A 21391-nucleotide genomic window follows, 5' to 3' on the forward strand; every position below is an offset into this window, starting at 1 on the left:
ACTACGCCCCGGCGACCGTCCCGTTCTCTGCGCTCGCCGACGCGTCGAGGGCCGTCGCCCGTGCCGCCTGATTCCACCCGAGTCGAATCTCGCCCAGCAGCGGTACCCGCCACTCGGCGGTACCGATGACCCACCCCGGTCTGACGGGGTCGCTGATGGGGCTGGACCCGACTTGGTCGTAGCGGCGGTTGTTGTCGCCCTTCGTGACGAACCCGCCGTGCGGGGCCGGGCAGTTCGCGAGTTGCTCGCAGTTGGCGGCCCCGCCGACGGCCGTCGGGTCGGCGCGGTCGTACCAGTTCTCCCCGTCCTCGACGTAGAACATGGCCCGGTGGATGATGGGCGTGGTCCCGTTGTCCCCGTCGGGCGCGTAGACGATGACGTCGCCGGGTTGGCTGAACCGGACGTAGTGCTGGCCCTGCGCCGCGGTCACGACGCCGTACTGCGCGTTCTGCCCGGCGAAGCGGTGCTCCTCCATGACGAAGACGAGGTCACCCTTCTCGATGTGGGGGTCCATGCTGGGGCTCTCGATGGCGACCAGCGGGGGCCAGACGCCGCTGACGGCGAACAGCAACAACCCCACCAGCAGGACGGCGCCAGCGCTCCCGACGACGTCGGTCACGTACACCAGTACTCCCGGGTCGTCCTCGCCGTCGTCGGTCCCCGACAGACGGTCGTCGCCGGACATTCCTACCGGGTGTACCGGGAGACGGGCAATCAACGTTCCGTTGTTCGACGTCAGACCGGGACGGGGGCCGGACGCAGCAGGACGGCCCCCGAGCGCAGGCGGACCCAACCGAGACCGGGGACGCGGACCTCGGCGGTGCCGACGACCCACTCCGGCCGGACGACGGTACTGGTCCGGGTCGCTTGGTCGTAGGCGTCGTTGAAATCGCCCTTCGTGACGAACCCGTCGTGGGGGGCCGGACAGTTTCGGAGGCCCTCGCAGTCGTCGGCCCCGGCGACGGCCTCGGGGTCGGCGCGGTCGTACCAGTTCTCGCCCCGCTCGACGTAGAGCATCGCCCGGTGGATGATGGGCGTCCGCTGGTCGTCGCCGTTCGGTTCGAAGACGATGACGTCGCCGGGCCGGCCGAACATCACGTAGTCAGACTCCGCTCCGGTCTGGGCGGTGACGACGCCGTAGCGAGCGTCGGGGCCGGCGAACCGGTCTTCGTCCATGATGAACACCATGTCCCCGGTGTCGATGTTGGGCGTCATGCTGGGGCTCTCGATGGCGACCAGCGGGGGCCACACGCCCGCGACGGCGAACAGCAACAACCCCACCAGCAGGACGGCGCCGACGCTCGTGGCGACGTCCCGAACGTAGACGGCGAGTGGGGCGTTCTCGCTGTCGCTGGAATCGGAGGCGGCGGTTTCGGCACCGCGAGCACCGTCGGCGTCGGTGGGAGGGTCGTCGGCCTCGGGGTCCATCCGTACCTCGGGTTGTCAACACCGCGATATCAATGTTGTGTCGCCTCGCGTTCTGCTGGTCCGCTATACTTTTGCCCGCCGACGCGGAGTACCGAACGTGCCGCTGTCGACGCCCGCCCGTATCGTCAGCGAACTCGCCAGCCGCGGCTACAACGCCGAGCGCGCGGCGGTGACTCGACTGGCCGACGCGCCGGACCCGGAGGCCGCCCTCGAACGCGCACTGGAAACGATGCCCGAGGACGCGCTGAAACTCACCGCCGACCACGTCTCGGACGCGCTCGACCGGACGGAATCGAGAGCAGACGCGACGGCGGCGGCCGGAACGGCACCCGAGCCGACAGCGTCGACGGCCGCGACCGAAGACCCCTCTGTTTCGACTGGAAACCACTCCCACACGTCGCCGGACGACGGTGGGGACGTTCCACCTGAAACGAGGGGGTCTCGGGACGTGGACCTCTCGAAGCGCGCCATCGAGGTGGCCAACGACATGACCGGCCACTCGACGGGGACCGGCGAGTACAGCGACTTCGTCACGGTGTTCCGCGACCGCTACGAGAAACTCGCGAGCAAACTCCGGGGCCGGGTGAACCACCGGCCGACCGACGCCATCGAGAACATGGCCGGCGGGAGCGAGGCCGCGCTCATCGGGATGGTCTCGGACATCCGCTCGACGGCCAGCGGGCACTGGCTCGTCGAACTGGAGGACACGAACGGCACCTTCCCCTGTCTCGTGATGAAGGACCGGCCCATCGCCGATTTGGTCCAGCAACTCCTCTTGGACGAGGTCATCGCCGTCGACGGGACGCTCGCCGACGACGCGGGCATCCTGTTCGTGGATTCGCTGCACTTCCCCGACGTGCCTCGGACCCACTCGCCGTCGACGGCCGACCGTCACGTACAGGCGGCGCTCATCTCCGACGTCCACGTCGGCAGCCAGGAGTTCATGGCCGACGCGTGGCACCGCTTTACCGACTGGTTGCACACCCCCGAAGCCGAACACGTCGAGTATCTCCTCATCGCCGGTGACATGGTCGAGGGCGTCGGCATCTACCCGGAACAGGACAAAGAACTCGACATCATCGACATCTACGAGCAGTACGAGGCGTTCTCGGAGTACCTCAAGGAGGTGCCCGGCGACATGGAGATACGGATGATTCCGGGGAACCACGACGCCGTCCGGTTGGCGGAGCCCCAACCCGCCTTCGACGAGGAGTTACGCGACATCATGACCGCCCACGACGCACAGGTCCACTCGAACCCCGCCCTCGTCACGGTGGAGGGCGTCACCGTCCTGATGTACCACGGCGTCTCGCTGGACGAGGTCATCGCCGAACTCCCCGACGAGGAGGCCAGTTACGACGAACCCCACAAGGCGATGTACCAACTCCTGAAGAAGCGCCACGTCGCCCCGCAGTACGGCGGCCACACCCGCCTCGCCCCGGAGGACCGGGACTACCTCGTGATGGAGGAGGTCCCCGACGTGTTCCACACCGGCCACGTCCACAAACTCGGGTGGGGGAAGTACCACAACGTCCTCGCGCTGAACTCCGGATGCTGGCAGGCCCAGACGGACTTCCAGAAGTCCGTCAACATCGACCCCGACTCGGGGTTCGCTCCGATTCTGGACCTCGACACGCTGGACATGACGGTTCGGAAGTTCGCCTGAACCTTCTCGCAAAAGGGCAGAAAACGAGTCCAGCGGCCTCGATTTCGGGGGAAACAGGTCGTCGATGGCGACCGGTACGCTCGCCGCAAGCCACCCCTCCCCCGTCTTCGCGAGCGAAAGCGAACGAGGGCTCGATGGGCCGGTGCTCTGACGGCGGGTCGCGACGCGAGGCCGCTCCGGTCGCGGCTCTACTCCTCACGTACGATGCAGATACGCACCAGTTCGCCCCTCGTTTCCACTCGAACCTATTTCCGTCGGGGGGCCGACGCTCCTCCATGCACGTCGTCGAGAACACCCTCGACACTTCGCTGGACGACTTTCTGGCCCGCCCGCTGTTCTGCTTTTTCGCCCAGTCTTCGGAGTCGGGACCCCGCGTCTCGCCCCTGTGGTTCCACTGGAACGGGGACCGAGTGTGGCTCATCGCGATGGCGGACGGCCGGTCGTACCCCGACCGGGTTCGTCAGTTTCCGGAGTCCGCGCTCGCCGTCGTCGACTTCGACCCGAAATCGGGGCGCGTCGAACACGTCGGGATGCGTGGGGTGGCGACGCTCGAACCGTTCGACGCCGACCGGGCGGAGCGACTGCTCACGAAGTATCTCGGGCCGGACCGCGAGGCGTGGGACGACCGGTTCCGGGGCCTCGACGGCGACGGCTACGGGCTCGTTCGGTTCGACCCGGCGTCGGTCGTCGCCCGCGACCAGTCCTACTCCGGGTCTCTCGACCGCCGACGCCCGGAGTCACGGTGATTCGACGTCCATGAACTCGAAGCGAGCACCGCCGTCGGTGCTCTCGCCCACCTCGACGATCCACCCGTGGCCGTCGGCGATGGTCTTGACGATGGCGAGGCCGAACCCACCGTCGTCGCTCGCGCTCGGCCGCTCGAACATCGCGTGTCGCTCGTCCGGAGGGACGCCTGGCCCGTCGTCGGCCACGTAGAACCCGTCGCCGTCCGAGAGCGACCCGACGGTGACGCTGACCGGCGCGCCCTCGCCCGCCTCCGCACCTCTCGATCGTTCCGCGTCCGGATTCGACGCCGTCTCCGACCGCTCTCGTTCGGGCCCGCTCTCGGCCGTCGCGGCCCGACTGGAATCGGTCGCGTGTTCGACGGCGTTCCGGAACAGGTTCTCGAACACCTGTCGCAACCGCGTCTCGTCGGCGAAGACGGTCCCGGCGTCGTCGTGGATGTGCACCTCGGCGTCGGCCGTCTCGGTCGTCTGCCACGCGGCCCGAGCGACGGCGGCCACCTCCACGGGGTTCGTCTCCCCGACGATTTTCCCGTCCCGGGCCAACCCAAGTACGTTCTCGACGAGCGCTTCGGCACGTTCGAGGGCCTCCTGTGCGGTCGCGAGGTGCGTGCTCTCCCGGTGGTCGGCGGCGAGTTCGACGTGAGCGGACGCTATCGCCAGCGGGTTCCGGATGTCGTGGGTGACGACGCTCGCGAACTCCTCCAACCGCTCGTTCTGGCGCTCCAGTTCGGCCTCGTACTCCGTGCGCTCTGTCACCTCCCGGAACGCCGTCACCGTGCCGGCAAAGGAGCCGTCGTCGAGCGGTAACAGACCGATGTGGGTGTCGAAGATGCGCTGTTCGCCGTCGGCCGTCTGGACGGGCACGCCGTCGATGGTGGCGGTCTCGGCGTCCGTTTTCGAACTCAGCAGGCGGCGGACGATGTCGTCGTAGGCGTCGGGAATCCACTCGGGGACGTGTCCCTCCTCGACGAACGTCATGTAGTCGCTCCCGACGACGGCTTCGGGGGTCGTCCCCATCGTCTCCGCGAACTCCTCGTTGACCCAGACGAACGTCCCATCCTCGTCGACGACGTGGACTCCGATGGGAACCGTCTGGACGATTCGCTCGTACAGTTCCAGTTCGGCCTTCCGCTCCTCCCGTTCGGTGACGTCTCGGGAGTTGATGACGATGGCCTCCAGATTGGGGTCGTCCAACCGGTTGCGACCGAGCGATTCGAGGGTCCGGTACCCCCCGTCGGCGGTCCGGAACCGGTAGGTCGTTCGCCGGGTTTCGCCCGGGGCGGACCGCAGGTCGTCGAAGAAGTCGGCGATTCGGTCCCGGTCCTCCGGGTGAACCTTGTCTATCGGGTCCTCGCCGACGACGTCGGCCGGGTCGTACCCCAGCGTGTCCGTGACGGACTCGTTGACGTAGCTCGGTCGGCCCTCGGAGTCGTACGTCGCGATGATGTCCGAGGAGTACTCGACGAGTCTCTCGTGGTGGTCCATCGACGCGGTCCCGGACGCGGCGTCGAGGACGTCGGACACCGTGTCTGCGACGGTGTCGGCCGCCGCCGCCGGGTCGTCCGCGGGGACGTACCGGTCGGCACCGGCGGCCACGGCGTCGGCCGCATCGGCCTCGCTACCGTCGAAAGCCACGAGGACGAAGGGGCCGTCGGCAGCAGCGTCGTCGCGGTTTCGGAGCAGGTCGAGACCGCTCCCGTCCGGGAGGTCCAGGGTGCTGACGACGCAGTCGACCGCGTCGTGGAGGGGGGCGGCGGCCGCTGTCTCTACCTCCTCGACAGCCACCGCCGACGCCGCTCGAAGCGACCGACCGACCTCGGACGCCGAGGGCGGTCGAACCAGGAGGACAGTCGTCTCCCGGGACGTAGCCATACCTATCGTAACGGGATGCTGATTGATAACTCTTTGACTAATTACTGGTATCAAACGGTACGTGAACCGGTTCGGTCAGGCCCACAAATTCGCCGGTATCCCGGATTGGAGGGGCGCCTCGCCGGGGTAGACGGGACTTAAGGGGTTCGGGGGTGACGTCTCCGGTGTATGAGCGACAACGACCGCGGATTCGAGACAGACGCCCTCCACGTCGGACAGGAGGAACCGGACGCCGAGGCCCGCGCCCGGGCACCGCCGCTGTACCAGACGACCTCGTACGTCTTCGAGGACGCCGAGGACGCCGCGAAGCAGTTCGCCCTCGAAAAGCCGGGGCACATCTACTCGCGCCTCATGAACCCCACCGTATCGATGCTGCAGGAACGACTGGCCGCACTCGAAGGCGGGGTCGGGGCCGTCGCCACCGCCTCGGGGATGGCGTCGCTGAACCTCGCGACGTTCCTCTTGGCCGACGTCGGCGACAACGTCGTCACCGCCTCCTCGCTGTACGGCGGGACCTACACCTACTACACTCACACCGCCCCGCGTAACGGCGTCGAGACCCGCTTCGTCGACACGCTGGACTACGACGCCTACGAGGAGGCCATCGACGAGAACACGGCCTACGTCCACTGCGAGACCATCGGTAACCCCGCCTTGGTCACCCCGGACTTCGAGCGACTGGCCGACATCGCCCACGACAACGGCGTCCCCTTCTTCGTGGACAACACGTTCGCGACGCCGTACCTGTGCAACCCCATCGAACACGGCGCGGACCTCGTCTGGAACTCCACGACGAAGTGGATCCACGGCCACGGCACCACCGTCGGCGGCGTCCTCGTCGACGGCGGGTCGTTCCCGTGGGACGAGTACGAGGACAAGTACCCCGAAATCGCCGGCGACAACCCCGCTTACCACGGCGTCAACTTCCGCGACCGGTTCGGCGACGCCGCCTTCACCTACGCCGCCATCGCCCGCGGCCTGCGTGACTTGGGCTGTCAGCAGTCCCCGTTCGACGCGTGGCAGACCATGCAGGGACTGGAGACCCTGCCGACCCGGATGGACCGCCACTGCGAGAACGCGATGGCCGTCGCGGAGTTCTTGGACGACCACCCCGAGGTGTCGTGGGTCACCTACCCCGGTCTCGAAGGCCACGAGACGCACGACATGGCGACGAAGTACCTCGACGGCGGTTACGGCGGCATGATAACGTTCGGTCTCGCGGAGGGCTACGACGCCGCCCGGACCACCGTCGAGTCGACAGAAATCGCCAGCCTCCTGGCGAACGTCGGCGACGCGAAGACGCTGGTCATCCACCCCGCGTCCACGACCCACCAGCAACTCACTGACGAGGAGAAGGACGCCGCCGGCGTCACCGACGACATGGTGCGCCTCTCCGTCGGGACGGAATCGGTCGACGACATCGTGGCCGACCTCGACCAGGCTATCGCGCAGGCGACCGAGTAACGTCGCCCGGTCGTTCCGAACAACGCCCCCTTTCGGTTCACTGGACCCCTTTCCCGCCCGGTGGAAACGGCGAGGCACCCGAACGTATTCGCTTCTCAATACTTGAGAACTGTACTCCCGCTTCATGCCCTCTCGACACCGAGTAGTACCTGTAGAGGAACCCAAACATGTCCACCGAAACCCGACACCTCGACGTTGAACTGTTCGGCCGGGAGACCGACTTCGCGTACTCCGAACACTGGATAGGCTACGCCATCCTGTCCCTCCGCCTCACGATGGGCTGGGTCCTGTTGCAGGGCGGCCTCACGAAACTCGTCACCTACCTCGACGCAACCGCCGAGAACAACTGGACGGCGGCCGGCTACCTCGCCAACGCCATCCCCGAGGGCAACCCCTTCACCGGGATGTTCGCCGCCATGGCAGGGAGCCCGCTCGTCGACATGCTCGTGATGTGGGGGCTCACCCTCACCGGCATCGGCCTCATCGTCGGCGCGTTCGTCCGCTGGAACGCGTTCTGGGGCGCCGTCATGATGATGATGTTCTGGGCTGCGAGCCTTCAGGGCGGCCTCATGGCCGGCCTCCCGCTGGCCCACGGCTGGGTCGTCGACGACCACGTCGTCTACGCGGCGCTCCTGTTCGGCCTCGGGGCCATCGGCGCCGGCCGCATCCTCGGCCTCGACGCCTACCTCGAACAGCTAGACGTCGTGCAGAACAACGCGTGGCTCCGCGCCATCCTCGGGTGAGGCACACGGGCCTGCCACCACTCGACGGTCCGGGTTCGGTGGCTTCGGCATCGAATCAGCGTTTCAGTACACGGAGAGACAGATGGATACGACACTCCTGACGATGGTCACGGTGCTCGCGAGCGCCGTGGTCCTCGTCCTCGGCTGCGTGATTACCCACCTCGCCTACCGGGCGGCCCGCCGGAACGGGTCGCCGGTGATGCGCCGCTTCGCCGCGGGGTTCGGCCTCGTGACGCTCGGTCTCCTGTTGGGCGGTGGCGTCCACCAACTGCTCGGGTGGAGTTTCCTCGGCGGCGTCCTCCTCCAGCGGTCGGTGACGGCGCTCGGGTTCGGCCTGCTCGTCTACTCGCTGTACGGCCACGTGGACACGGAGAGGGCGCGGGCCTGACTTAGAGAATCCCCTTCTCTTCGAAGAGGTCGTACAGCTCGTCCATCGTCGAGACGGTCACGTCACACGCCGGTTCGACGGCCGATTTCGGTTCGAACCCGACCGCGAGGCCGGCGACTTCCAGCATCGGCAGGTCGTTCGCGCCGTCGCCGACGGCGACGGTCCGGTCGCGGTCCTCGCCGACGATGGCCGTCGCCACCTCCAGCGCGTCGTCTTTCGTCCCCTCGATGAGCGGCCCCTCGACGGCCCCCGTAAGCTTCCCGTCCGCGACGGGGAGGCGGTTGGCGACGATGGCGTCGACTTCGGCGCCCTCCTTCGCGAGTGCGGCCTCGACGCCCCGTTCGAACCCGCCGGTGAGGATGGCGACGTAGTGGCCCGCCTCGCGCAGGGCGGCGATGACGTCGGCCGCCCCGGGCCGGAGTTCCACCTCGTCGAAGGCCGCTTGGGCCCGTTCGTCCGGCAGGTCCTCCAACAGCGCACAGCGCTGGCGCAGGCTCTCGGCGTACTCGATTTCGTCGTTCATCGCACGCTCCGTGATGTCGGCCATGTCGTCGGCGGTGCCGTTCTGGCTCCCCAGCAGGACCGTCATCTCCGAGTCCGAGAGCGTCCCGTCGAAGTCGAACGCGACTAGCATTGCCCGGGGATAACACAGCGGGGGTTTCAAACTATCCGGTTTCCCTCGCGTCAGCGCTCGCCGGCCACCTCGGCGTCGAACTGGTCGAGGAACCGCTCGACGACGGCCCGACGCTCCTCGGCCAGACGCCGGCCGGCGTCGGTGTACATCCGCTCGGGGAGGGCCAGCAGTTTCTTCTGGACGTGGTTGTACTGGGTCTGCCCCGCCGCCGTCTCGTCGCGCTCCGGCGGCAGTTCGGGGTCGTGGATGACCTCCCCGAACTCCCCGCCGTAGGTGAAACACCGGGCGATGCCCACCGCGCCCAGCGCGTCCAGATTGTCGGCGTCACAGAGCACCTCGGCCTCGCGGGTCGCCGGTTCGACGGCGTTGGAGTAGCGGTGGGCGCGGATGGCCTGTGTCACCGTCTCGATTCGGGTCTCGGGGACGTCACGCTCGGCGAGCAACCGTTCGCTCTCCGCCGCGCCCCACGTCGCGTGGTCGGCTATCTCACCGGCGTCCTCCTTCGCCCGCCCGACGTCGTGGAGGAGGACCGCCAGTTCGACCGCTCGCTCGTCGACGTCGTACTCGGCGGCGAGGCGGTCGGCGAGGGCTTCCACCCGCTGGACGTGGTGCCAGTCGTGGGCGGGACTCATCGTCGATTCGAAGTACGACCGCGCGACCGCTCGGAGGGACTGCTCGGGCATCAGCACGGAGTCTCACGGGCACGGCTCAAAGAGATGCCGCCTACGGCTTCGGCGGCGGCCCGTCGTACGCGCCCATGTCCTGATAGAAGTTCAACAGCGCGAACTTCAGTTTCTCGGGGCCGATGTCGACCATCTCGCGGCGCTCCTCGGGCGGGAACGTCCCCCGGACTGCGTAGTCGTGCATCTCCATCTCGGCCCGTTCGGTGTAGCGCTTGTCCAGCAGGACCCGCGCGCCGAAGTCGTCGGGCGAACGGACCACCCGACCGAGGGCCTGTCTGGTCTTCCGGACGGTGGGAATCTCGACGGCGTAGCGCCACCCGGCCTCGTCGTCGTTCGAGGACTCCCGATGGTCGTCCTCGCTGTCCCCGAACGCCGTGGCGTAGGCGTCCTGTACCGCCTCCATCCGGTCGTCCAGATGCGGGTAGGGGACGCCCAGCACCACGACGGTGCGGGCGTCGTCGCCGTCGTAGCTCACCCCCTCGGCGAGCGTGCCCCACAGCGAGGTAAAGAGGACGCCGCCGTCGTCGTCGGTGAACGCCTCGCGGAGGTCACGCGCCTGCGTGCCGGGTTCGTCCAGATAGCGGGTGCCGCTGACGGCGACCATGTCGTGGTACCGCTTCGCCTCGCTGTAGGAGGGGCAGAACACGAGCGTGTTCCCCGGCGTGAAGCGGATGACGTCCTCCAGCGTGCGGGCGATGGTCTGCTGGGTCTCGGGGTTGTCCCGTTCGCTCGAAAAGAGCGCGGGCCCGTCGACGGCGTAGGTCCGCCGGCGCTCCTCGGGGAACTGTTCGCCGTAGGCCATCGTCACCGGGTCCGCCAGCCCCACCACGTCCTCGGTCACCTCGAACGGTCGCAGGGTGGCGCTCATCAGGATGGCCGCGTGCAGGTCGTCGAACAGGCCACGGGTCACCTGTTCGGGGATGCAGGTGTACAGTTCCGCGCGGCCGTAGACGTCGCCGCTGCCCTCGTCCCGGCGGACGCTCACCACGGGGTACTGGCCGGCGGCGTCGGACTCGGCCAGCCAATCGGAGAGGAAGGCAGCGGCCTGCAGGGTCTGACACTCCTTGCGGGTGTCGAGTTCGCCCTCCTTGAACTGCTCCTCGTAGGTCGCGTCGAGTTCCCGGCCCAGTTCGACGGCGTTGTCGACCTCCTCGTGGAAGCCGGGGCCGGTGTACCGCTGGAAGAAGGCGAGCGTCAGGTCGTCTTTCCTGTCGTCGTTGGCGACGGTGACGTCGTCCCAGTGCTCGTCGACGGCCTCCCGGTCGCCGAAGCCGAACGAGTCCTCGTACGTCTCCACGAGGGCGTCCCGGAACGTCTCCAGCACGTTCGCCGCCCCATCCGCGCGGGCGTCGTCGCTCCCGTCGAGTTCGTCCAGCGCCTGGTCCAGCGTGTTCTCTGTGAGGGTTCGCCGGGCGTGGTCGCGGGCCGCCGACTCGACGTTGTGGGCCTCGTCGAAGACGGCGACGACGTCCTCGGGTTCCCGGCCCAGCCACCGGAAGAACTGCTCGCGGATGGTCGGGTCCAGCAGGTGGTGGTAGTTACATACCACGAGGTCGACGCCGTCCATCCCCTCTTTCAGCAGTTCGTAGCCGCACATCCCGCGCTCGCCGGCGTACTCGTAGACGTCGTCGGGCGTGCGCACGTCGTCGTAGAGCCACGCGTAGAAGTCGGTGGTGTCGACGGTGAGGTTCCGGTAGTAGTGGTCACAGGTCGACCGCTCGGACTCCAGTTCGTCGCGTTGCTCCTGTAAGTCCCGCAGTTCCTCGACGACGGCGCTTCGTGCTTCCATGGCCTCGCCGTCGCCGGACTGGCCCGCTTCGAGCAGTTCCCCCTCGCGCCGCTCGAGGTCGGCGATGTCGCCCTCGACGTCGACCAGTTCCCGAGTGGTGTCGCGCAGGGCCTGACACTCCTCGTAGTCGACGTCGATGTGACACATCGACCCCTTGCCGCGGAAGACGACCGCCCGCAGGTCCTCGTGGTCGGTGATGGCGCGGGCGTCCTCGACGAATTGGCGCATCTGCTGGTGGACGTTCGTCGTGATGACGACCGTCTTGTCCGTCTCGCGGGCGTGTTCCAGCGCCGGGACGAGCGAGGCCAGCGTCTTGCCGGTGCCACAGGCACCCTCGAAGAGGACGTCCCGCCCCTCGTCGAGGGCGTCGTAGATGGTGGCCATCGCCTCGCGCTGGTGGTCGTACGGCTCCTCGTAGGGGAAAAAGCGGAGGTAGCCGTCGTCTGTCGTCGCCACGGGGATTCGTTGGCCGCTCTCGGGCAAAAGCGTTCGGCCCCAGCAGCTACTTCCCGCCGCCACCCCTCTGTGTGACCATGTGGCGTCCGCTCGTCCTCGCCGCCGTCGTCGCGCTCGCGGGGTGTTCGGGCCTGCTGGCGAACGGCGAGACGGACGCCGGGGAGCGCACACTCACGCCCGCGCCGGTGCCCGAGACGACGACGCAGACGGTCGCCCTCCCCCGGGAGAACGGGAGCGTCGACCTCGACCGGGTGCTGGACCGGCACGAGGCCGCGCTCGCCGAGCGGAGCTTCCACCGCCACGTCGAACGCGAGGGGCCGCAGAACACCCGGGACGTGTGGGTCGACCGGGAGAACGGGGTAACCCGCGTCCGGCGGACGTTCGGCCCGCTGACAGACGACGCCATCGTCGCCGACGGAACGGTGTACCGGAACGTCAGGGACGACCCGGACACCGACTACGTCGCCGAACCCAGTGACGGCCGGACACCGTACGTCCCGTCGGCGTCCGGCGCCGCCAGACTCCGCGTGGTGCTCGACGCGGAGGGCTACGACCGCCTCGGGACGGTCCGGCGTGACGGTCGGGCACTCGCCGTCGTCGGGTCGAACGACACGGGGGCCCCGGTCAGCGGCGCCGACCCGGACCCGGTCGTCGCGGTCCGGTCGCGCATCTACGTCGACCGGACGGGTATCGTCCGGTACGTCGACCACTGGATGCGACGGTCCAACGGCACGGTGTTCGTCGTCCGGATGCGGATCACGACTGGCCTCGACCGCGTGCCGGTGCCGTGGTGGGCCGACGAAATCGGGCTGTACGAGTGAGTCAGGCCGTCTCCGGTTCGATGTACACCTTCCGGATGTCGCCGTTGAGCGCCTTCAGCGACTCCTCGATAGCCGTGATGGCGTCGTCTATCTCCGAGGTCTCGAGACCCTCGTCGAACACCACGTCGGCGGAGACGATGACCTCGTTCGGCCCGAAGTACACCGTCCGGAAGTCGACGATTTCGGTGACGTGTTCGTGGTCGGTGACGGCCGCGCGGAGCTCTCGGCCCACGTCCGCCGGCAGGCTCTCGCCGAGGATGAGGCGCTTGTTCTCCCACGCCAGCGCCAGCGCGAAGCCCATCAGCATGATTCCGATGAGCACCGCGGAAACTTGGTCGTACACCGGGTTGCCGGTCTGCTGTTCGAGGAAGAGGCCGACGAGCGCGATGACGATGCCCGCGAGGGCGATGGTGTCCTCGGTCAGGGCGGTCAGCGTCGTCACGTCGCTGGTCTTGCGGAACGCTTCGCGATAACTACCCCAGTCGTTGCGCTTCATCTGCCGTCGCATCTCGGCGCGGGCCTTGACCAGCGCGTACGTCTCGAAGGCGAACGCGCCCAGCAGGACGGTGTAGTTGACCCAGAGCGGGTCGAGCCACGCGGGCGGCGTGAAACTGATGAAGAGGAACTCGACGGTCCCGTGAGCGGCTTCGCCCCCGTGACCGCCGGCGGCGGTGAGTTGGCTGTACCCGTGTTTCAGGCTCTCCCACCCGGCGATACCGAACAGGAAGACGGAGACGAGGAAACTGTAGAAGAACTGTGCCTTGCCGTAGCCGAAGGGGTGCTGTCGGTCCGCCTCCCGGCCGGAGAAGCGGATGCCGATGAGGAGGAACACCTGATTGCCGGTGTCGGAGATGCTGTGGTACGTCTCCGACAGCATCGCGGCGCTCCCGGTCAGCAGGAACCCGAAGAACTTCAGGACCGCGATGGCCCCGTTGGCGACGAGGGCGGCGAGGACGACTGATTTACTGCCTGCCATGCCCGTCCTCTCACGAGGCTGGCGGAAAGTGGTTCTGGATTTACGGCTGGAGCCGTAACTGGGGGTATGCTCACCGTCATCTCCGATACGCACGGTACCGACGGCCACCGACTGGAGGGGGCCACGCTCGACGCCGTCAGGGCGTCCGACCACGTCGTCCACGCGGGCGATTTCACGACCGAACGCGTCCTCGACGCCGTCGAGCGGGAAGCAACCGCTCTCACCGCCGTCTACGGGAACAACGACCCGCCGGCGGTCCGGACGCGACTCACCGACGCGGCGACGCTGACGTGGGCCGGCCGCACGGTGCTGGTCGTCCACGGCCACGAGCACTCCGAGACGGCGCTGGGGATGCTCGCCCGACAGGAAGACGCCGACGTGGTGGTCGTGGGCCACTCCCACCGGCCCGAAATCGGCGACGTCGACGGTCGGCTACTCGTGAATCCGGGGAGTTACGCGGACCCGCGGCGCTACCGACCGGCCCACGCAGAACTGACCGTCGACGGCGACGTGCTCAGCGTCGAACTCCGGTCGCCGAAAGGAGAAGTCCTCTCGGCGGCGACCCACGGCCGCTGAGAGGGCGACGGAATGCCAGTCGTGCCGTCGTCGTGTCGGAATGCCAAACCGAGTGTCGAGTGCGGGTCGTGACGCGCCGAGCCGTCGGCGCGTGCCGTGTGTTCACACCCCTAAACTAAGGAGCTACTGGTGAGTGAAAGGCCCGTTTGACACTAGTGACGGACGTACCACGCCGCGCCGAGTATCGCGAGGACGAACGCGCCGCCCGCGAAGAAGGCCAGTCCCGGCGGCAACGCACCGAACAGGTCGGCACCGCCCTGTGCCGCTGTCTCCGTGGTCCGCGCGGCTATCTCCGTTCCGCCGTCGGCGATGGTGCCGTTCTCGATGTAGAAACTCGGGTCGGGGTCGGCGGTGTCCGCGCTCCCGCTTCGGACCGTCGGCCCGAACAGCGTCCCCAACCCGCGGCCGAACACCTGCTGGACGAGTAGACTCGCCAGACCGACGATAGCGAGGCCGCCGAGCAGGTTCGACAGCGCCGCCCGGAGGCCCGACGTCTCCTGTTCGTCGCCGGCACAGATGACCAGCGGTTGGTTCGCCGGCGCGAACACGTCCATCTCGCGCCCCTTCTCCGAGTAGGCCGTGTCGACGACTTCGACGGCGCCGGCGTTCTGGAGTTTCTTGAGGTGGTACTGTGCGTTCTGGAGCGAGGTGTCGACCCGGTCGGCGAGTTCGGCGGGCGGTGCCGGGTCGCGGTTGAGTGCCGCCAGCAACTCACGGGCAGTCTCCGAGGAGAGCGCCGAGAGGACGTCGTCCGCGTCCTCGCTGTCGACCCCGATGACCCGTGGTTCCGCGTCGGGAACTGCCGGGTCCCGAGAGGGCAGCAGCGACATGGATTCAGGTATGTACTATGGTGTTATGAGTCTTCCCCAAGGTACGGCGCTCGTTGCACATATCGCTCAAACGTCGATTTCACTCTTCGAAATCGAGGGTTTCGGGGCCGCTATCCGGGGGCGGCGAAACCTCTTTGTCGGACGGCCGTTAACCGCGGGTATGGAGAACCTCTTCATCTACGCACTGCTGGCCGCGGTGCTGGGTTTCTTTTTCTTCATGTACCTGATGCTCCGCCGGACCTTCCAGGGGTTCAGAGAGGGGTTCCAGCAGAGCAAGGAGAAGTGACCGACGGCGAAAGTGGTTTGGGGCCGTCGCCGGACGGTCCAGTATGGACCCGCGAATCCGTGAACACGCAGAAGTCGTCGTCGACCACTCCATCGACCTGAGCGAGGGCGACGACGTCGTCATCGACGCCCACCCCGTCGCAGAGGACCTCGTCGTCGCGTTGCACGAACTGGCCGCCGACCGAGGCGCGAACCCGCTGGTGGTACAGGAGCGACTCGGCGAACGGTTCAACCGGGCCTTCCTCCGCAACCGCGACGAGTTCGAGACGCCGGGTCACGTCGAGGCCCTCTACGAGGCGATGGACGCCTACATCGCCATCCGCGGGAACGCCAACGTCACCGAGGCCAGCGACGTCGACCCCGAGACCACCGCCGCCTACCAGCAGGCCCAGCAACCCCTGCTGGAGGAGCGCCTCTCGAAGACGTGGTGTCTCACGCAGTACCCTGCACCGGCCAACGCGCAACTGGCCCAGATGTCCACCGAGGGCTACGAGAACTTCGTCTGGGACGCCGTCAACAAGGACTGGGACGCCGTGCGCGAACACCAGTCCCAGATGGTCGAGATTCTCGACCCGGCCGACGAGGTACGCATCGTCTCCGGCGACACCACCGACGTCACCATGTCGGTCGCCGGCAACGTGACGCTGAACGACTACGGCGAGAAGAACCTCCCCGGCGGCGAGGTGTTCACCGCGCCCGTCGCCGACAGCGTCGAGGGCGAGGTGCTGTTCGACAAACCGCTGTACCATCAGGGGCGGGAAGTCACCGACGTCTTCCTCCGCTTCGAGGGCGGCGAGGTGGTCGACCACAGCGCCGAGAAGAACGAGGACCTACTGACCGAGGTGCTGGAGACGGACGAGGGCGCGAGTCGTCTCGGCGAACTCGGCATCGGGATGAACCGTGACATCGACGAGTTCACGTACAACATGCTGTTCGACGAGAAGATGGGCGACACCGTCCACATGGCCGTCGGCCGCGCCTACGACGAGACGGTCGGCGAGGACAACGAGCAGAACGACTCGGCCGTCCACGTCGACATGATTGTCGACATGAGCGAGGATTCGCGTATCGAGGTGGACGGGGAAGTGGTCCAGCGGGACGGGACGTTCCGGTTCGAGGACGGGTTCGAGGCGTAGAGAGCGTACAGGTCGTCTCACACCGCACAGAGTGAAACCGGACGGCGCTCACCTCTTCCGGAGTTTCGCCACGTAGTGAGGGCCCTGCTGTTCGACGTCGGTGACCGCCCAGACCGTCTCGTCGACCAGTTCGCGCATCGTCTCGGGCGCGACGTGGAGGTAGTCGTGCCACTCGCCGACGTATCGCCGGTAGCGGGTACGGATGCGGACCCGACCCGGGAGTCTGCCTCGCTCGCGGTTCCGCTCGTGGTAGTCGAGATGGACCTGTTCGTCGGTCATCGTCGGGTCCATGCTCGACGCGACGAGCGCGGCGTCGGCCGTCGTCGCGTCGGCCAGCGCGCCGAGGACGTCTGGCGCTCGCTCCGCGCTCTGGACCAACCCGAAGTTGTTGCCGAGCATGACCGCCGAGTCGAACGTCTCGTCGAGGCTCGCTACGTCGGCCACGTCGCACTCCCGCGCGTCCGCGACGCCCCGGTCGCGGGCCACCGATAGCGCCCCCGGCGAGCGGTCGATACCCGTCACGTCGTAGCCTCGTTCCTGCAGGGCCAGCGCGTGCCGACCGGGACCACACCCGACGTCGAGGACGTGGCCCTCCGCCCACTCGATGGCGGTGTGGTCGAGGTCACCCCACTCCTCGGGCGTGGCGAAGTACACCTCTGGCCCTCCGGGGAGGTCCAGAAAGCCGTCGTCGCGCTCGGCCACCTCGAACGCGTCGCCGTGGTCGTGGTAGTCCCGACACATCGCGCCGAACGCGTCGGACTCGGGGAGGTCTGCCATGATTCCTGTCACATTCGGACTGTAGAAAAGTATTGCTCAGGCGTGCGAGGGGGTGACACGCTCTCGTCGCCGGTTCTGTCCCCTTCGTTCGGACAGGAAGCTTATGTCCCGCGGCGGGGTAGAGTCGCGTATGAGCGACCAACCCTCTCTGCTCGTCCGAGCGGTGTGGTTCCTGCTGGTCGGATGGTGGCTGACCGGCCTCTGGCTCTCCGTGGCGTGGCTGTTGAACGTCACGATAATCGGCATCCCGCTGGGCATCAAGATGATAAACAAGGTGCCGCTGGTGCTGTCGCTGAAGCGCCGCGAGGCGCTGGTCGAGGAGCGCAACGGCGGCAGTCAACACTCCCTGCTCGTCCGAGCGGCGTGGTTCCTGCTGGTCGGGTGGTGGGCCAGCGGCATCTGGACGGGCGTCGCCTACACGCTGACGCTGACCATCGTCGGCATCCCGTTGGCTGTCTGGATGTACGGCAGACTCCCCTACGTCGTCTCGTTGTACAACTACTGAGGACGCCGAAGGCTTCTCGTCGCTCCAGAACCATGTGAGCGTATGGCAATCGGCCAGCTAGAGCTGGCGCTCAGGGTGGCCTCGGGGCTGTTCGTCATCGTCGCGCCGACGGTGATGTTCCTCGCGCTGTGGCGCGGGTTGGAAGCGATGCGAGACGACGAACTCGTCGAGCGCGCCCGACAGCGCGCCGAGGCGATGGAGAAATCGGGGTCGGAGTGGAGCGTCGACGCCGCGGCGGTCACGGCGACGGTGACCAGCGGCGACCCGGTGCCCGACGAGGTGGTCGCCTGTCCCAGTTGCGGGATGGAGAACCGCGAGGGCGTGCGCTACTGCCGGCAGTGTCTGGGCGAACTCGCGGACGACTGACCTAGTCCCGGCGCAGTTGCTCCTCGTCCCCGACGCTGACGATAAGCGTCGGCGACTGGCGGTCGACGGTGCAGTCGGTCCCCCGTTCGATTGCGTACGTCGTGGTCGCTGTCTGGTTGACGTCGACGGGGACGCTCGCTTCGACGTCGAACTGGCGCGTGACCCCGCCGGCGATGGTGTCGTCGCGGCTGTAATCGACGCCCGCGTACGAGAGCCACACGTCTCGGCGGGGGACGTCCTCGACGCCGACCAGACAGCCTTCGAGGCGCGGGAGTGACATCCCCCGGGTGAACACGAACTCGTTGGTGACGGTCATCGTGCCGACGCGCTCCCGCGCCTCGACGTAGCGGGCCTCCGGGTGGGCCGGGGGTGCGTCGACGGCGACCGACTGGTTCAGTTCGAGGTCGTAGGTGACGCCGCCGCCGACGGCGTCGGCACCGACGAGGACGGTGCTCACGAGGAGGAGTGCGACCACGACGCCGGTTGCGGTCCGGACCGGGAGCTGCAAGTCTCGCTCGCGGAGCGCGTACCCGAGCGCGACGAACAGGCCGGCCGAGAGCGCGAGCAACAGGAACGTCCCCGTCTCGCCGGGGCCGTACCGGACGACGACGTAGCCGACGAAGACGACGTAGGAGACCCCCGAGAGGGCGAAGGCAACCACGTCCAACACGTCCCGTTCGACGGTGACGCCGGCGACGAAGAAGGCGACGAACGAGACGAACAGCAGGGCGGCTTTCACCGTAATCGAGAGGCCGAACACCACGTCCCTGACGAAGTACAGGAACGCCGCCGCGGCGAACACCACGCCGAGCGCGTACAGGAGTTTACCGCTGTCGATGTCGAAGTTCATGGAGGGCAACGGGTGAACACACTCGGCTCTCCGACATGAATCTTCGTCGTCGAACTGGCGACCCGTGAGTTCGCCCAGCGCGCGTATCTGCGCCCCGCCACGTCTATATCCCGGTCAATCCATACGCCTGTCATGAACGAGACGGGCCTGACCGAAGCGGCCGACCCCGGCGAGGCGTTCGGCGCGCTCTCGAACGCCACGCGGGTCGACATCCTCCGGGCGCTGTGGGACGCCGAGGACCACACGGCGACGTTCTCGGAGTTGCGCGACGCCGTCGCGATGCGGGACTCCGGGCAGTTCAACTACCACCTCGACAAACTCACCGACCGCTTCGTCACCAAGACAGACGAGGGGTACGAACTCACGCTGGCCGGGATGGCCGTCAACGGCGCTATCCACGCCGGCGCGTACACGATGGACGGCTCTATCGACCCCATCGAACTCGGCGACCCCTGTCCGGCCTGTGGTGGCACCCGCACGTTCAGGTACGAGGACGAGCGAGTCAAGGTCGAGTGTAGCGACTGCGACATCCTCTCGACGGCGATGGTCCCGCCGGGCGTGTTCGCCGGCTACGACCGCGAGGCGTTCCCGGATGTAGCGAGTCGGTACTTCCGGACCATCTTCCGCCAACTGGGCGACGGGTTCTGCTGGAACTGCGAGGGGCGGGTGCGAGCGCGGGTCACGACGGTCGGTGAGGAAACCGACCCGGAGTCGACGGACGGTCCGCCGGGGCTCCCGCTGGTGAAGTACCGCTGTGAGCGCTGTGGTTCGGAGTCGACGGGTGACCTCGGGGTGGCGCTCCTCCACGACCCCGGCGTCGTCGCCTTCCACCACGACCACGGCGTCGACGTCCGCGACCAGCCCTTCTGGGAGTTCAGCGCGTGGAGCACCGACCACGCCGCCGTCCGGGAGCGAGACCCCTTCCGGGCGGAGGTGACCTACGCGGTCGGTGAGAACGCCCTGACCGTCGTCGTCGACGAGGCCTGCGAGGTGGTCGACCGGACGCGCTCGGACGCCGAGTGAAGAGAATTTCAGTAAATCGGGTTACAGAAGTATCTTTCAGATTACACTTATCCCCACATAGGGCGTTCTTTCACTCACGATGCGAACCGCCCGCTACACCACGACCCGGGACGCACAGACCGCCCGACTCGGCGCGAACGACCGCCTGACGCCGTCCGGACTCGTCGGCTACCTCGCCGCTCTCGCCGTCGTCGTCGGCCTCCTGACCGCTCCGGTCTCCGTCGCCGCGGCGCTCGCAGTCGTCGCCGTCGCCGTCACCGCCGGCAGCGGTGCCCACCGACTCGGACGGACGGCGCTATCGACCCACCGGCGGGACGGCCCCGTGTCCGACCGGTCCGAGGGGACGGAGTCGACGCGCCCGCCGGCGCGGGGGTCACGCTGACTCGACTCCCTTCTCCCCGCCTCACTCCTCGCTGACGACGACCCGTCCGGGTTCGGCCATGTAGGGGTGGCCGTACCCGCAGTAGACCGTACACGCGAAGCCGAACGACCCGGTGGTGTCGACGACGAATCCCAACTCCGCCGGCACCGTCGAGTGGTGCCAGAGGTACGTCGTCGGGGCGAGGGTCCCGCCGAACGCCGGCCCCCAGCACCCCCCGGGCCCCATCGGCCCCTGTCCGCCGCCGGGGCCGTAGCCACCGCCCGGTCCGTATCCACCGCCCGGGCCACGACCACCACCGGGACCGTGTGGGCCGTGATGCCCGCCCCACGGACCGCTTCCGGGGCCGTAGGGCCCGCTCCCGGGACCCTGCGGTCCCTGCCCCGGTCCGCCCTGTCCTCGCCCGCCCGTCCCGAGGAACTCGTCGGTGACGAGTGCGAGGCTGTGGTCGGGGTAAGCCGCCTCTGCCGCCTCGTGGAGGGCGTCGAGCGTGGTCCCCGGCGGGACTGGGATTGTCTGTTGGTTCCGCCGGGCGCGTTCCTCAGACCCCGGGATGCCGGTTCTGACCGCCCGTGGCAGGCGCTCGACGGCATCTTCGGCTTCGACGTTGAACAGCGTCAGTCGGAGTTCGTCGCCGGGTGACAGCGTCAACTGGTCCACCTCCGCGCCGTCGGCGTCCAGCACGAAGTATCCCCAGTGGTACGACCCGACGAACGCCCGTACCGTCTCGCCACCGTCGTCTCGCTGTGCGCCGCCCTCTCGCGTGCCGGTCGGCGTCTCCTGCTGGTTCACTGGCTGTGTGGCGCTCTCCTGACTGGCCGGTAGCAACCCCGAACACCCGGCGAGCGACGTCCCGGCGACGAGTGCCATCGCCTCCCGGCGCGTAATCCGTGGATACTGCTTGTCCATGGACCCTCCGACGAACGGCCGTGGAATTGCTATACGCTCCATTCACTTCTCGTTCGGTTGCCCGGTCGGCACGCCGTAGTGTCCGAGCG

The 21391-nt window shown here is 67.8% G+C and carries 24 protein-coding genes; 13 read left to right on the forward strand and 11 right to left on the reverse strand.

Features of this window, described 5'->3' with window-relative positions:
• Position 1: 1 nt before the first annotated feature.
• Both Hhyl6_RS08865 and Hhyl6_RS08870 read right to left on the reverse strand, forming a co-directional pair.
• Complete coding sequence (locus Hhyl6_RS08865; RefSeq protein ID WP_483738847.1) at positions 2 to 685, reverse strand: S26 family signal peptidase; 684 nt, start codon at positions 683 to 685, stop codon at positions 2 to 4.
• Between the two features lie 50 nt (positions 686 to 735).
• Positions 736 to 1428 carry a S26 family signal peptidase gene (locus Hhyl6_RS08870; protein WP_483738848.1) on the reverse strand — a complete coding sequence of 231 codons (693 nt, stop codon included), beginning with the start codon at positions 1426 to 1428 and terminating at the stop codon, positions 736 to 738.
• Positions 1429 to 1525: 97 nt separating this feature from the next.
• Here Hhyl6_RS08870 and Hhyl6_RS08875 point away from each other — a divergent pair, with 97 nt between their 5' ends.
• On the forward strand, positions 1526 to 3094 hold the full coding sequence (locus Hhyl6_RS08875; RefSeq protein ID WP_483738849.1) for a DNA-directed DNA polymerase II small subunit: 1569 nt from the start codon (positions 1526 to 1528) through the stop codon (positions 3092 to 3094).
• A gap of 275 nt (positions 3095 to 3369) precedes the next feature.
• Positions 3370 to 3840 carry a pyridoxamine 5'-phosphate oxidase family protein gene (locus tag Hhyl6_RS08880; protein WP_483738850.1) on the forward strand — a complete coding sequence of 157 codons (471 nt, stop codon included), beginning with the start codon at positions 3370 to 3372 and terminating at the stop codon, positions 3838 to 3840.
• Here the strand turns inward: Hhyl6_RS08880 and Hhyl6_RS08885 are convergent.
• Positions 3832 to 5712, reverse strand: a complete 1881-nt coding sequence (locus Hhyl6_RS08885) for a PAS domain S-box protein (protein WP_483738851.1) — start codon at positions 5710 to 5712, stop codon at positions 3832 to 3834. The genes Hhyl6_RS08880 and Hhyl6_RS08885 overlap by 9 nt on opposite strands.
• A 168-nt stretch (positions 5713 to 5880) precedes the next feature.
• Here Hhyl6_RS08885 and Hhyl6_RS08890 point away from each other — a divergent pair, with 168 nt between their 5' ends.
• The 3 genes from Hhyl6_RS08890 (at position 5881) to Hhyl6_RS08900 (ending at position 8307) form a co-directional block, all read left to right on the forward strand.
• Positions 5881 to 7176 (forward strand): O-acetylhomoserine aminocarboxypropyltransferase/cysteine synthase family protein, encoded by a 1296-nt coding sequence (locus Hhyl6_RS08890; RefSeq protein WP_483738852.1) that lies wholly within the window; start codon positions 5881 to 5883, stop codon positions 7174 to 7176.
• Between the two features lie 167 nt (positions 7177 to 7343).
• The gene (locus Hhyl6_RS08895; protein ID WP_483738853.1) at positions 7344 to 7919 is read left to right on the forward strand and encodes a DoxX family membrane protein; all 576 of its coding nucleotides are present in this window, start codon (positions 7344 to 7346) and stop codon (positions 7917 to 7919) included.
• Positions 7920 to 8001: 82 nt separating this feature from the next.
• The gene (locus tag Hhyl6_RS08900; protein ID WP_483738854.1) at positions 8002 to 8307 is read left to right on the forward strand and encodes a DUF7521 family protein; all 306 of its coding nucleotides are present in this window, start codon (positions 8002 to 8004) and stop codon (positions 8305 to 8307) included.
• 1 nt (position 8308) lies between these two features.
• On the opposite strand, the gene serB is transcribed toward Hhyl6_RS08900, so the two are convergent.
• From serB to Hhyl6_RS08915, 3 genes are read right to left on the reverse strand one after another with little or no spacing between them, the layout of a single operon-like run.
• On the reverse strand, positions 8309 to 8941 hold the full coding sequence (gene serB, locus Hhyl6_RS08905) for a phosphoserine phosphatase SerB (RefSeq protein ID WP_483738855.1): 633 nt from the start codon (positions 8939 to 8941) through the stop codon (positions 8309 to 8311).
• A gap of 50 nt (positions 8942 to 8991) precedes the next feature.
• Entirely contained in the window at positions 8992 to 9624 is a 633-nt protein-coding gene (locus tag Hhyl6_RS08910; RefSeq protein ID WP_483738856.1) for an HD domain-containing protein, read from the reverse strand.
• A gap of 40 nt (positions 9625 to 9664) precedes the next feature.
• Positions 9665 to 11869: an ATP-dependent DNA helicase gene (locus Hhyl6_RS08915; protein WP_483738857.1), complete on the reverse strand. Its 2205-nt coding sequence runs from the start codon at positions 11867 to 11869 to the stop codon at positions 9665 to 9667.
• A gap of 77 nt (positions 11870 to 11946) precedes the next feature.
• On the opposite strand from Hhyl6_RS08915, the gene Hhyl6_RS08920 reads away from it, so the two are divergent.
• Positions 11947 to 12690 carry a hypothetical protein gene (locus Hhyl6_RS08920; RefSeq protein ID WP_483738858.1) on the forward strand — a complete coding sequence of 248 codons (744 nt, stop codon included), beginning with the start codon at positions 11947 to 11949 and terminating at the stop codon, positions 12688 to 12690.
• Position 12691: 1 nt separating this feature from the next.
• Here Hhyl6_RS08920 and Hhyl6_RS08925 read toward each other — a convergent pair whose 3' ends face one another.
• On the reverse strand, positions 12692 to 13666 hold the full coding sequence (locus Hhyl6_RS08925) for a cation diffusion facilitator family transporter (RefSeq protein ID WP_483738859.1): 975 nt from the start codon (positions 13664 to 13666) through the stop codon (positions 12692 to 12694).
• A 66-nt stretch (positions 13667 to 13732) separates the two neighbouring features.
• Here Hhyl6_RS08925 and Hhyl6_RS08930 point away from each other — a divergent pair, with 66 nt between their 5' ends.
• On the forward strand, positions 13733 to 14242 hold the full coding sequence (locus Hhyl6_RS08930) for a metallophosphoesterase (RefSeq protein ID WP_483738860.1): 510 nt from the start codon (positions 13733 to 13735) through the stop codon (positions 14240 to 14242).
• Between the two features lie 152 nt (positions 14243 to 14394).
• On the opposite strand, the gene Hhyl6_RS08935 is transcribed toward Hhyl6_RS08930, so the two are convergent.
• On the reverse strand, positions 14395 to 15072 hold the full coding sequence (locus Hhyl6_RS08935; RefSeq protein ID WP_483738861.1) for an ArsR/SmtB family transcription factor: 678 nt from the start codon (positions 15070 to 15072) through the stop codon (positions 14395 to 14397).
• A 160-nt stretch (positions 15073 to 15232) separates the two neighbouring features.
• Here Hhyl6_RS08935 and Hhyl6_RS08940 point away from each other — a divergent pair, with 160 nt between their 5' ends.
• Positions 15233 to 15358 carry a DUF7859 family protein gene (locus Hhyl6_RS08940; RefSeq protein WP_483738862.1) on the forward strand — a complete coding sequence of 42 codons (126 nt, stop codon included), beginning with the start codon at positions 15233 to 15235 and terminating at the stop codon, positions 15356 to 15358.
• Between the two features lie 43 nt (positions 15359 to 15401).
• Positions 15402 to 16493: an aminopeptidase gene (locus tag Hhyl6_RS08945; protein WP_483738863.1), complete on the forward strand. Its 1092-nt coding sequence runs from the start codon at positions 15402 to 15404 to the stop codon at positions 16491 to 16493.
• Between the two features lie 48 nt (positions 16494 to 16541).
• Here Hhyl6_RS08945 and Hhyl6_RS08950 read toward each other — a convergent pair whose 3' ends face one another.
• Complete coding sequence (locus Hhyl6_RS08950; protein WP_483738864.1) at positions 16542 to 17270, reverse strand: class I SAM-dependent methyltransferase; 729 nt, start codon at positions 17268 to 17270, stop codon at positions 16542 to 16544.
• Between the two features lie 130 nt (positions 17271 to 17400).
• On the opposite strand from Hhyl6_RS08950, the gene Hhyl6_RS08955 reads away from it, so the two are divergent.
• Positions 17401 to 17775, forward strand: coding sequence for a YccF domain-containing protein (locus Hhyl6_RS08955; protein WP_483738865.1), 375 nt, complete (start codon positions 17401 to 17403; stop codon positions 17773 to 17775).
• A gap of 42 nt (positions 17776 to 17817) precedes the next feature.
• Positions 17818 to 18141 (forward strand): DUF7577 domain-containing protein, encoded by a 324-nt coding sequence (locus tag Hhyl6_RS08960; protein ID WP_483738866.1) that lies wholly within the window; start codon positions 17818 to 17820, stop codon positions 18139 to 18141.
• 1 nt (position 18142) lies between these two features.
• Here Hhyl6_RS08960 and Hhyl6_RS08965 read toward each other — a convergent pair whose 3' ends face one another.
• Entirely contained in the window at positions 18143 to 18991 is an 849-nt protein-coding gene (locus Hhyl6_RS08965) for a DUF1109 domain-containing protein (RefSeq protein WP_483739690.1), read from the reverse strand.
• 132 nt (positions 18992 to 19123) lie between these two features.
• Between Hhyl6_RS08965 and Hhyl6_RS08970 the strand changes: the two genes are divergently transcribed.
• Entirely contained in the window at positions 19124 to 20014 is an 891-nt protein-coding gene (locus Hhyl6_RS08970; RefSeq protein WP_483738867.1) for a DUF7351 domain-containing protein, read from the forward strand.
• A 79-nt stretch (positions 20015 to 20093) separates the two neighbouring features.
• A complete protein-coding gene (locus Hhyl6_RS08975; protein ID WP_483738868.1) occupies positions 20094 to 20396 on the forward strand; it encodes a hypothetical protein in 303 nt (100 codons plus the stop codon).
• A 21-nt stretch (positions 20397 to 20417) separates the two neighbouring features.
• Here the strand turns inward: Hhyl6_RS08975 and Hhyl6_RS08980 are convergent, their stop codons facing one another.
• Entirely contained in the window at positions 20418 to 21302 is an 885-nt protein-coding gene (locus Hhyl6_RS08980) for a cupredoxin domain-containing protein (RefSeq protein WP_483738869.1), read from the reverse strand.
• Between the last annotated feature and the right edge of the window lie 89 nt (positions 21303 to 21391).

It is taken from the genome of Haloarcula sp. H-hyl6, from assembly GCF_056934455.1.

What these genes read in the sequence shown, in the direction of transcription:
- Hhyl6_RS08950 (WP_483738864.1), bottom strand. Translation starts at nt 17,270, where the DNA reads ATGGCAGACCTCCCCGAGTCCGACGCGTTCGGCGCGATGTGTCGGGAC.
- Hhyl6_RS08925 (WP_483738859.1), bottom strand. Translation starts at nt 13,666, where the DNA reads ATGGCAGGCAGTAAATCAGTCGTCCTCGCCGCCCTCGTCGCCAACGGG.
- Hhyl6_RS08930 (WP_483738860.1), top strand. Translation starts at nt 13,733, where the DNA reads ATGCTCACCGTCATCTCCGATACGCACGGTACCGACGGCCACCGACTG.
- Hhyl6_RS08965 (WP_483739690.1), bottom strand. Translation starts at nt 18,991, where the DNA reads ATGAACTTCGACATCGACAGCGGTAAACTCCTGTACGCGCTCGGCGTG.
- Hhyl6_RS08920 (WP_483738858.1), top strand. Translation starts at nt 11,947, where the DNA reads ATGTGGCGTCCGCTCGTCCTCGCCGCCGTCGTCGCGCTCGCGGGGTGT.
- Hhyl6_RS08890 (WP_483738852.1), top strand. Translation starts at nt 5,881, where the DNA reads ATGAGCGACAACGACCGCGGATTCGAGACAGACGCCCTCCACGTCGGA.
- serB (WP_483738855.1), bottom strand. Translation starts at nt 8,941, where the DNA reads ATGCTAGTCGCGTTCGACTTCGACGGGACGCTCTCGGACTCGGAGATG.
- Hhyl6_RS08980 (WP_483738869.1), bottom strand. Translation starts at nt 21,302, where the DNA reads ATGGACAAGCAGTATCCACGGATTACGCGCCGGGAGGCGATGGCACTC.
- Hhyl6_RS08960 (WP_483738866.1), top strand. Translation starts at nt 17,818, where the DNA reads ATGGCAATCGGCCAGCTAGAGCTGGCGCTCAGGGTGGCCTCGGGGCTG.
- Hhyl6_RS08870 (WP_483738848.1), bottom strand. Translation starts at nt 1,428, where the DNA reads ATGGACCCCGAGGCCGACGACCCTCCCACCGACGCCGACGGTGCTCGC.
- Hhyl6_RS08970 (WP_483738867.1), top strand. Translation starts at nt 19,124, where the DNA reads ATGAACGAGACGGGCCTGACCGAAGCGGCCGACCCCGGCGAGGCGTTC.
- Hhyl6_RS08865 (WP_483738847.1), bottom strand. Translation starts at nt 685, where the DNA reads ATGTCCGGCGACGACCGTCTGTCGGGGACCGACGACGGCGAGGACGAC.
- Hhyl6_RS08945 (WP_483738863.1), top strand. Translation starts at nt 15,402, where the DNA reads ATGGACCCGCGAATCCGTGAACACGCAGAAGTCGTCGTCGACCACTCC.
- Hhyl6_RS08910 (WP_483738856.1), bottom strand. Translation starts at nt 9,624, where the DNA reads ATGCCCGAGCAGTCCCTCCGAGCGGTCGCGCGGTCGTACTTCGAATCG.
- Hhyl6_RS08940 (WP_483738862.1), top strand. Translation starts at nt 15,233, where the DNA reads ATGGAGAACCTCTTCATCTACGCACTGCTGGCCGCGGTGCTGGGTTTC.
- Hhyl6_RS08955 (WP_483738865.1), top strand. Translation starts at nt 17,401, where the DNA reads ATGAGCGACCAACCCTCTCTGCTCGTCCGAGCGGTGTGGTTCCTGCTG.
- Hhyl6_RS08880 (WP_483738850.1), top strand. Translation starts at nt 3,370, where the DNA reads ATGCACGTCGTCGAGAACACCCTCGACACTTCGCTGGACGACTTTCTG.
- Hhyl6_RS08935 (WP_483738861.1), bottom strand. Translation starts at nt 15,072, where the DNA reads ATGTCGCTGCTGCCCTCTCGGGACCCGGCAGTTCCCGACGCGGAACCA.
- Hhyl6_RS08895 (WP_483738853.1), top strand. Translation starts at nt 7,344, where the DNA reads ATGTCCACCGAAACCCGACACCTCGACGTTGAACTGTTCGGCCGGGAG.
- Hhyl6_RS08885 (WP_483738851.1), bottom strand. Translation starts at nt 5,712, where the DNA reads ATGGCTACGTCCCGGGAGACGACTGTCCTCCTGGTTCGACCGCCCTCG.
- Hhyl6_RS08900 (WP_483738854.1), top strand. Translation starts at nt 8,002, where the DNA reads ATGGATACGACACTCCTGACGATGGTCACGGTGCTCGCGAGCGCCGTG.
- Hhyl6_RS08975 (WP_483738868.1), top strand. Translation starts at nt 20,094, where the DNA reads ATGCGAACCGCCCGCTACACCACGACCCGGGACGCACAGACCGCCCGA.